The sequence below is a fragment of the Jiella pacifica genome (genome assembly GCF_010500815.1).
In the GTDB taxonomy this organism is placed as follows: Bacteria; Pseudomonadota; Alphaproteobacteria; order Rhizobiales; family Rhizobiaceae; genus Jiella; species Jiella pacifica.
This window is the reverse complement of the sequence record NZ_JAAAMG010000016.1, coordinates 116,569-124,731: the sequence shown is the minus strand read 5'-3', so window position 1 is coordinate 124,731 and position 8,163 is coordinate 116,569. Positions and strand designations below refer to the sequence as shown.

Genomic DNA, 8,163 nt, shown 5'->3' with positions numbered 1-8,163 from the left:
GGGCGACAACGTGACCATGGACGTCACGCTGATCGTGCCGATCGCCATGGAAGAGCGCCTGCGCTTCGCCATCCGCGAAGGCGGCCGCACCGTCGGCGCCGGCATCGTCGCGGCGATCGTCGAGTAGTCGATGATTGAGCGTTGGTGCCGTCAGGCACCAGCGGGACTGAACGGACGAATGCGAACGGGCCCCTTGCGGGCCCGTTCGTGCGCCGGCGGTGCCGTGCGCTGAGCGACGATGCGAGGGGGGAGGTGCCGACACAGAGGGGCGCGCCCCGGGCTCCGGCGGCACAGGAAACTCTCGAACCTCCTCAGCGCCGCCGACGAACCGCAGCCCCTCTCGGCCCAACGCATCAATCCAGGCGCATCTTCTCCCGAATGATCCCGGCGATCCGCCGCGATTCGTCCGGCGCCTCGTAGGCGTAGTCGTAGATGCGCCCCTCGAACTGCCTCGTCAGCCCCAGCGTCTCGCTGAGATCGCGGTGAAACCATTCGAACTCGTCGAGCTTGTCGCTTTGCGTCTTGGCAAGGTCGAAGACGAAGACCGGTCGGCCCGTCGTCGCGGCTTCACTCGGCATCGTCACCGAATCCTTGGTGATGAGGAAAGCGTCCGCTGCCGCGACGAATTCCCTGTAGGGATTCTCGCCGGCCTGATCCCACACGGCGATCTTGTCGCTGCGCGCACTCAACAGCCAGTCTCTCAGTTCTGGCGGCGTTCTGCGGGACGGCGAGACCAGAACGGTTCGGCCTTCCCCAGCAAATGCCCGGATTGCCGCGATCAGTCCGGCGATCGTGGGCTCGTCGTAAGCGTAGGCCTTCGTCGGCCCGCCGACCAGGACGGTCACGACGGGGCCACCCGCCGGCGCCCAGCGGGCTCGGGCGGCGGGCCGGAGTTCTTCCAGCGCTTCAGCCGAAAGCTGGTGCGGCGCGCCGAGCATGGCATGATAGTTCGAAGGCGGATTCTCGATCGCCCGCATGTCGTGGCGTCCCGCGAAGATCAGGTCGTAACGCTTCGAGGTTTCCTCGTCGGCGGGCTGCAGATGGACGAGAAACGGGCGTTTGCGGCAACGCTCGGCAATCGCCAGGACATGGCGCGGCGCGATGCTGCCGCAGGAGACGATCAGATCTGGCTGCGGTTCCGGCAGGCGCCGATAGGGCGAGAAAAGCCCGCGCCGCCACTTCGGCAGCCATCCCTTCAGCAGAACGCGATGCGGCTCCGGGTCGAACTGACGCGCGACGCCGAGACTCTGGGTGAGCGTTCCGGCCTTGGGATCACAGACCGTCCAGGCGCGCATGGGCGAAGTCTCCTCGATGACTGCTGCAAGGGCCGGACGGCGGGCATCCTCCGAGCCAGCTCGGCTGCGGGTCAAGGCCTGTAGAGTGCAAGGCCGGTCGCCTCGGCGAGATCCGCCTCGGTCGTGACGACCTGAGGTGCGAGCCTGGCGATTTCGCGCAAGGCGGCCTTGTCCTCTTCCTTGTGCCGACGGGGCTTGGCGTTCGGGTTGTAGTCGTGGCCGTCCCGGTCGACCGAAAGTCCGGCGACGATGATCTGGGGTATCCCGACGGCGATGGCGTAGGATATCAGGACGACGCCGTTCGAGGGCCGCTTGTCGCCTCCGCCCGAGGCGAACAGCGATCCGAGGGTCTGCAGGACGAGCCGGTCCCGTTCGGTATGTGTGATCGTCGCCTCGCTTGAACCCGCTACGCCGAACCAGCGGGCCATGGCGGCCAGGCGGGGCAGTCTGCGACGCAGCCGCAGGACGTTGCGGATTTCGAGGCCCTTGAGGTGGCCGGGCGTCGCCTTGTGGGTCAGGAAGGTGAGATCCCCCGCCGGCAGGCCGTGGCGGCGGGCGGAATGGCCGGAATATTTTACGTGGATGTGAGCCGTGTTCGGCGGGAGCCTCTCGGGAAGAGCTGGTTCGGGCGCTGCTCCGAGGATGAACCACGGGCGGTCGAGCAGGCCGCGCTCCTTCAGCCAGGCGGACTGCAGCTTAAGGAGGCGGGCATGAAGGTCCCGGTCCCTCGCCGTGTCCATTTTCACCTCGTCGTTCATGTGGGCCTTCGTCATCATGTGGAAAGCGGCCGCCGGCTCGCTCGACACCTCGGGAGTTGCAGCGTCATGCCGGCGAAACCACACGCCGCCCGGCCTCGAGACGGGCCGAAACCATCGCGGCGACGCGTCGCGACTCGTTCGGGGGCGAATAGTCGTATGGCTCGAGCGCGCCCTCGAACCGCCGCGTCAGGCCGAGCGTCTGTGACATGTCGGCGTGGAAGCGCTCGAACTTTTCGAGATACGGACCGTGTGGGCGATGGGCGAGATCGAAGCCGTAGACGGGGCGGCCCGTTGCCAGCGCCTCGCAGGTCATCGTCACCGAATCCTTGGTCACGAGCAGCGCGTCGGCGGCGGCGAGATAGTCCCGGAAGGGGTTCTCGCCCTGCCGGTCCCAGATGACGATTCGCTCGTCCCCGATCGCAAAGAGCCGCTCCTGCAGCGCTGGGGGCGAACGCCGCGACGTCGAGACGAGCACCGTCCAGCCGTCGCCGGCAAGTTCTCTGATCGTCTCGACCAGCCGTCCGATGGTCGGTTCGTCATAGAGATAGGCCTTGTTCGGCCCGCCCACGAGAACGGTGGCGATGCGTCCGCCGCCGGGAGCGAAGCGCGCTCTCGCCTTCTCTCGCCGCGCTTCCATCTCGTCCGGGTGGACGCGGTGGGGAACGCCGATCATCGGATGGATGTGCGGCTTGGCTTCCCGTTCTGGCGTCCAGTCGTGGCGCGAGACGAAGGCGAGATCGTAGCGATCCTCGTATTCCGGCTTCAGCCCGGCGAGATGGACGGTCAGCGGGCGGCGCCGGCACAGACCAGCGATCGCCAGCGTATGTGACTGGGCGATGCCACCGCAGGAAACGATCAGGTCCGGCTGGCGGCCGACGAGCAGGTCACGCAGATAGGCTTGCGGCTTCCACCAGGCGAAGGGCTTTCGCACCGTGACGACATACGGGTTCGGATGGAGGAAATCCGCGACCCCGAGGCACTGGGTCAGCGTACCGGCCTTGGTTTCGCTGACCGTCCAGACCCGAATGTCGGCACGGGGTGTCATGGTTTCATCCATCAGGGGGCGGTCCATAGACGTATCCCAGACTCGGCCGCGAGGTCCGGCTCGGTGGTGGCGAGTCGCGGCTCCCTGGCTAGGGCCGTGAGGACGGCGCGATCTTCGTCGACCTGGCGACGGCGGCGGCCGAGTTCGTCGTAGGAGTGGCCCATCTTGGAAAGCGAGATGCCGGAAAGGACGATCTCGGGCACACCGAGCAACAGGCCGTAGCAGGCCATCGCGACGCCGTTGGTGACCTTGCCGAGGTCGCCGATCTTGTCGAGCGCGATGCCGCTGACTTCGAGCACGACCCGCTCGCGGTCGCGCCGGCGCAGCGGCCGAACCTTGCCGATGTGGTCGTAGGGCTTGTCAATGAGCAGCAGTGGCAACACCAGCGCCGGGACGGTGTGGATCCACAGGAGCAGCCGAGTATCGGTGTGGCGGTGCTCTTCCCACGACTTCTTCTTCGCCCGCACGGTGAGGTCCGCCCGGCCGTATCCCATCGCCTGGGCGGTGCGGCCGGCATTGTTGATGTCGACCCGCGCATGTGTCTCGAAAATCGTCTCCGGGATCGTCGGGCTCGGAGCCGAACCGAGGATCAGCCAGGGGCGGTCGACCAGGCCGAGCTTGTTCAGCCAGCGCAGATGCTGCAGGCGAAAGGCCTCGAGCGGAGTGTCGTTCGGGGATGGTACGGTCATGGCGGTCGGGCGTTCGGGGCGGTTCATGCTGCAACTGCCATCATTTCTTTGGAGCGGGGCCGGCTTGTGCGTCGCCGCCGGGCTGGAACGATGCTTCGACGTTGCTCTGCGCGTCCTTGAAGAGGCTGGAGCTTTTCATCTTCCATCCCTTTGCCATCCAGATCACCGTCTCGGGCTCGAAGCCGAAGTCGGAAAGTTCTGGCGGCATGTCGGCGGCGGCGAGGGAGCCGACCCGTTCGAACTCGCGCATCAGATAGTAGATGACGATCTGATCCAGATGATAACGTGGCTTGAGCGGCATGGTCGCGGCGAGGGATCCGATCAGGGCAGCGGCGAACCGCCGCCCCTTTGGGGTCGGATTCATGCCGAACGCTCCCGCCCTGACCCTACGGCTGTCGCTCGTCTCGTCCCGCCGCTGAATCACCACGATGTCGGCCGCGGCGCGAACCGGTGCGTAGTGCTCCCAGATCGGCTTGTTGGCGATGGCGTCGACGTCGACGCACAATACCGCAGTGCCGGTCGATTCGAGAATCAACGGGGCGATCAGAAATCGGGCCGACGCCAGATAGATGCTGCGATAGGGCAGGCCCTCTGCGAGGGCGCCGCTGTCCCAGGTCCAGCTCAGTGCGACATGGCGCAACGAGCGCGACAACTCGGCGACGTCGGCGAGCGTCTCGGGGCGCGGCGCGCACAGATGCAGATGAACCGGCTGTGTCACGCCATGGCGCTCGATGGAGCGCACCAGCGTCGGCGCGAAGCTGTGATAGTAGAGATCGTCGCAGGCGGCGAGAACGATGCCTTGGCTCGAGGGCTTCGGCAGATCGCCCCCGACGTCGCGGCGGAACGCTTCGGCGCGCCGCAAGGCCCAGTCGGGATCGCGCAGCGCTCTTCGCACCCGGCGCCTGATCCGGTAACGCCAGAACAGCGAATGGCGTTTCTTCGCGATGATGTCGACGCTTGCCGGGCGGTCCGACTTCTCCGTTTCCATCCAGCCTCGATCCTTTGCCTGTCCTCGCGCGCCGCATTGTCCGCGGAGAATTTGGTCGACCGCGTGTCGCATGGTCGATCGGCGTCCCGCAAGTCGGTTTGTCGCCCGCTCGCTTTACTCGCCGCTTCGCAGCCATGGGCCAACGAAGCGACGATCGGCGGGCGGTTTGATCCTGCGCAAGGACAACGTCCCGGTCGCGGAAGAAACCATTCGTCACGTGCTGCCACGACGACGTCGCTTTTGGCCCGATGCCGTTTGCTAAGGCGGGCTTCAAGTGGCGCGCGCTTCTTGCTAGAGCAGGCACAAACGGAAAGGGAAAGCCTCAATGTCCATCGATACCGCCCGCGTCTTCATCGGCTTCGACACCAAGGAGGTGGTCGCCTACCATGTGCTTGCGCAGAGCATCCTCGAAAAGTCTTCGATGCCGGTCGCGTTTTCTCCAATCGTTCTAAAGAACCTCGAGGGTGTCTTCACTCGCGAGCGCAACAACCTGCAGACCACCGAGTTTTCCTTTTCCCGCTTCCTCGTGCCGGCGCTGTCGAACTTCGAGGGCTGGAGCCTGTTCATGGACTGCGACATGATGCTCCGCACCGACATCGCCGAACTGTGGAAGCTGCGGGACGATCGATACGCGGCGATGTGCGTCAAGCACGACTACGTGCCGAAGGTCGAGACGAAGTTCCTCGGCCAGGTCCAGACGAAATACGAAAAGAAGAACTGGTCGAGCGTCATCCTGTTCAACAATGCCAAGTGCCGGGCATTGACGCCGGACTACGTCAACTCGGCGACCGGACTGCAGCTGCATCAGTTCAAGTGGCTGGAGAACGACGATCTGATCGGCGAGTTGCCGACCGAGTGGAACTGGCTGGTCAACGAATACGAGTACAACGAGAACGCCAAGAACGTTCACTTCACCGACGGCGGCCCGTATTTCACCGAATATGAGAGCTGCGACTATGCCGACGAATGGTTCGCCGCCCGGGAGCGTACGCTCTTCGTCCAGCAGCGGGCCTAGCACCGAGAATGCCGCGGCCTTGAAGTGCGGCAGCTATCGATGACAAGGATCCACCGGCCGCGCGCTCCGCGCGGCCGGTTCGCTTTGGGTGAAGCATGACTGATCTGCCGAACGATCCGGACGGCTGGGCCGCGTTCTTCTCGCGCTTCGAGACCATCGTCTTCGTCGCCAACAGCGAGGCGGCGGATGTCGCGGAGCTGCGTCGGCGTCACGGCGCCGGCACGCTCTTCGTCTTCTTCAACAAGGTCTACAAGGTTCTCTCGGCGCCCTTCGAGGGGGAAAGCCTGCTCGTCGCCCGCTCTTCCAGCGCCGGCGCGAACATCGTCTACCGCCGCGAGGTCGAGACGGTGTGCGGCTTCTTCCGGGAGCCGGGCTTCCACGGCATTCTCAACCTCAGGGCCCGGCCGTTCGAGCGCCTCAGCGAAGCCCGGCAGTTCGGCCAGCGGTCGGTCGGCCACATCGATCTTTGCGAGGCCTTCGCCGGATTTTATCCTCAGGACTACGCACCGACCACCGGCTTTGCCCTGGCGGTCTGGCTGTCGGAAGCCTCCCCCGACCGCAAGATCGTTCTCGCCGGCTTTTCCGCCGAGCGTTCGGAACGCTGGAAGCTGTTCCACGATCACGACTGGACCTTCGAGCAGATCGTCCTTCGGTTGATGGCGCGCTCCGGCCGCATCGAGATGATCGGCGGCAGGACGCCGGCGCCGCTCGACGCGATTGCCCGGCGCTTTCCGGACATCGACCCGCGGGACGTGGCGCTGGTGGCGACGGAAGTTCTGGCCGCCCGGCAGGAGGGGACGAACCGCGCCGTGGATCGGCTCTATTCGATCGTCAAGCCGTTGACTGGTCTGGACGGGTTGTTCCGCCGCCTGAAGCCGAAGACGCGCAAGCAAAGGCTCGCCGAGGCCGGCAAATAACCGCCCGTTTCCTCGCCGAGCTGGCGCACATGGTATCTGTCTGACCGGCCCCCGGACGCTCCATCACACAAACGTCAGGCTCGCGGCCGCACGCGTGGGCGTAACTATCCAACGCCCGGCCGCGCTTGTGCCCCCTGGTCGAGCGGCCCGGTTCGGATCGTCCGGGAGCGGGGTCGCGCCGCGGGAGGGACTGGAGCTTGGCCGTGGATTTTCATGAAGCGGAGGCAATCGACGGAGCCGGCGGGAGGGTCGGTCCAAGCGGCGAAGCCTCGACCTCCGGGCCGCTCGGATTCTTCGACGCGCTGCCGCTCGAGGCCGACTTCGCGCGGCTTGCCGATCCGCGCCTCTACCATTCGCTGCCGGAGGGCTGGGTCATCGGTCTCGCCGACATCGAGCGGTCCACCGACGCCGTCACCACCGGCGGATACAAGGCGGTGAACACGGTTGCCGCCGCCGTCATCGCCGCCGTTGCCAACCAGTTGTCCGGGCGCGACTTTCCCTTCGTCTTCGCCGGGGACGGAGCAAGCTTCGCACTGCCGCCCGAACTGGCGCCCGTCGGCCAGACCGGGCTCGCCGCCGTCGCGGGCTGGGCGCGCGACGCCTTCGGCTTCAGGCTGCGCACCGCCATCGTTCCGGTCGAGGCGATCCGCGGCGAGGGGCACGACGTCCGGATCGCCCGCTTCGCCGCATCGCCGGAGGTTTCCTACACGATGTTTTCCGGCGGCGGGCTTTCCTTTGCCGAGGCGCGGATGAAGGAGGGCCGGTTTTGCCTCGAGCCGGCCATCGGCGACGACGCCCGGCCGGACCTCACCGGTCTTTCCTGCCGCTTTTCGGAGATCCCGGCGCGGCACGGCGTCATCCTGTCGCTGATCATGCTGCCGACCGCGACGGTTTCGACGGAGCGCTTTTCCGCGCTCGCCACCGAGATCCTGGCGCTCGCCGCAATGGTGTCTGACGCCGGCAGGCCGGTGCCGGAGGAGGGGCCGGCGCTGACCTGGCCGTCGACCGGCCTGATGATCGAGGCCCGGACGGCGGCAGCCAAGACCGGTCGCCCACTCTGGCTCTCGGCCATCTCCGTCGGCATCCGCTCGCTCCTTGCCCATCTGTCATTCGCCACCGGGACGAAGGTCGGCGCCTTCGATCCCGGCCGCTATCGCGGCGAGATCGTCCGCAACACCGATTTCCGCAAGTTCGACGATGGCTTGCGGCTGACGCTCGACTGCAGCCCCGAAGTCGCCGATCGCATCGCCGAGACGATGCGCCGAGCCGAGGCCGAGGGCATCGCCGTCACCGGCCTGCATCGCCAGGACGCGGCGCTGATGACATGTTTCGTCCCCGTCGCGAGCCGCAGCGACCATGTGCATTTCATCGACGGGGCGATGGGCGGCTATGCCGCCGCCGCCGTCATGGCCTTCGGCAAGGCGCGCTCCCAGGTCGTGGCGGGGTGACGCCTGCG

At 66.4% G+C, this 8,163-nt stretch carries 9 protein-coding genes; 4 read left to right on the top strand and 5 right to left on the bottom strand.

All coding sequences use genetic code 11. From position 1 onward, the window contains the following. Nucleotides 1-127, top strand: a 127-nt coding sequence (locus tag GTK09_RS18480; protein ID WP_446685272.1) for an EF-Tu C-terminal domain-related protein, incomplete at its 5' end; no start/stop codon positions are given. A 226-nt stretch (nt 128-353) separates the two neighbouring features. Here GTK09_RS18480 and GTK09_RS18475 read toward each other — a convergent pair. The 5 genes from GTK09_RS18475 to GTK09_RS18455 all read right to left on the bottom strand — a co-directional run bounded on the left by GTK09_RS18475 (nt 354) and on the right by GTK09_RS18455 (nt 4,775). Next, nucleotides 354-1,295, bottom strand: a complete 942-nt coding sequence (locus GTK09_RS18475; RefSeq protein WP_163464911.1) for a mitochondrial fission ELM1 family protein — start codon at nt 1,293-1,295, stop codon at nt 354-356. 71 nt (nt 1,296-1,366) lie between these two features. Beyond that, nucleotides 1,367-2,053, bottom strand: coding sequence for a hypothetical protein (locus tag GTK09_RS18470; RefSeq protein WP_163464910.1), 687 nt, complete (start codon nt 2,051-2,053; stop codon nt 1,367-1,369). Nucleotides 2,054-2,117: 64 nt separating this feature from the next. Continuing rightward, nucleotides 2,118-3,098, bottom strand: a complete 981-nt coding sequence (locus GTK09_RS18465) for a mitochondrial fission ELM1 family protein (protein WP_163464909.1) — start codon at nt 3,096-3,098, stop codon at nt 2,118-2,120. An 11-nt stretch (nt 3,099-3,109) separates the two neighbouring features. Next, complete coding sequence (locus tag GTK09_RS18460) at nt 3,110-3,787, bottom strand: hypothetical protein (protein ID WP_163464908.1); 678 nt, start codon at nt 3,785-3,787, stop codon at nt 3,110-3,112. 40 nt (nt 3,788-3,827) lie between these two features. Then, the gene (locus GTK09_RS18455; protein WP_163464907.1) at nt 3,828-4,775 is read right to left on the bottom strand and encodes a hypothetical protein; all 948 of its coding nucleotides are present in this window, start codon (nt 4,773-4,775) and stop codon (nt 3,828-3,830) included. Between the two features lie 325 nt (nt 4,776-5,100). On the opposite strand from GTK09_RS18455, the gene GTK09_RS18450 reads away from it, so the two are divergent. From GTK09_RS18450 to GTK09_RS18440, 3 genes are all read left to right on the top strand, one after another. Further along, nucleotides 5,101-5,790 carry a glycosyltransferase family protein gene (locus GTK09_RS18450; RefSeq protein WP_163464906.1) on the top strand — a complete coding sequence of 230 codons (690 nt, stop codon included), beginning with the start codon at nt 5,101-5,103 and terminating at the stop codon, nt 5,788-5,790. Nucleotides 5,791-5,885: 95 nt separating this feature from the next. Beyond that, nucleotides 5,886-6,707 (top strand): 3-deoxy-manno-octulosonate cytidylyltransferase, encoded by an 822-nt coding sequence (locus GTK09_RS18445; protein WP_163464905.1) that lies wholly within the window; start codon nt 5,886-5,888, stop codon nt 6,705-6,707. Nucleotides 6,708-6,910: 203 nt separating this feature from the next. Next, nucleotides 6,911-8,155, top strand: a complete 1,245-nt coding sequence (locus GTK09_RS18440) for a DUF3095 domain-containing protein (protein ID WP_312869921.1) — start codon at nt 6,911-6,913, stop codon at nt 8,153-8,155. Nucleotides 8,156-8,163: the final 8 nt, after the last annotated feature.

Coding starts and splice junctions, on each gene's coding strand:
- GTK09_RS18475 (WP_163464911.1), bottom strand. CDS start 1,295: ATGCGCGCCTGGACGGTCTGTGATCCCAAGGCCGGAACGCTCACCCAG.
- GTK09_RS18470 (WP_163464910.1), bottom strand. CDS start 2,053: ATGAACGACGAGGTGAAAATGGACACGGCGAGGGACCGGGACCTTCAT.
- GTK09_RS18465 (WP_163464909.1), bottom strand. CDS start 3,098: ATGACACCCCGTGCCGACATTCGGGTCTGGACGGTCAGCGAAACCAAG.
- GTK09_RS18460 (WP_163464908.1), bottom strand. CDS start 3,787: ATGACCGTACCATCCCCGAACGACACTCCGCTCGAGGCCTTTCGCCTG.
- GTK09_RS18455 (WP_163464907.1), bottom strand. CDS start 4,775: ATGGAAACGGAGAAGTCGGACCGCCCGGCAAGCGTCGACATCATCGCG.
- GTK09_RS18450 (WP_163464906.1), top strand. CDS start 5,101: ATGTCCATCGATACCGCCCGCGTCTTCATCGGCTTCGACACCAAGGAG.
- GTK09_RS18445 (WP_163464905.1), top strand. CDS start 5,886: ATGACTGATCTGCCGAACGATCCGGACGGCTGGGCCGCGTTCTTCTCG.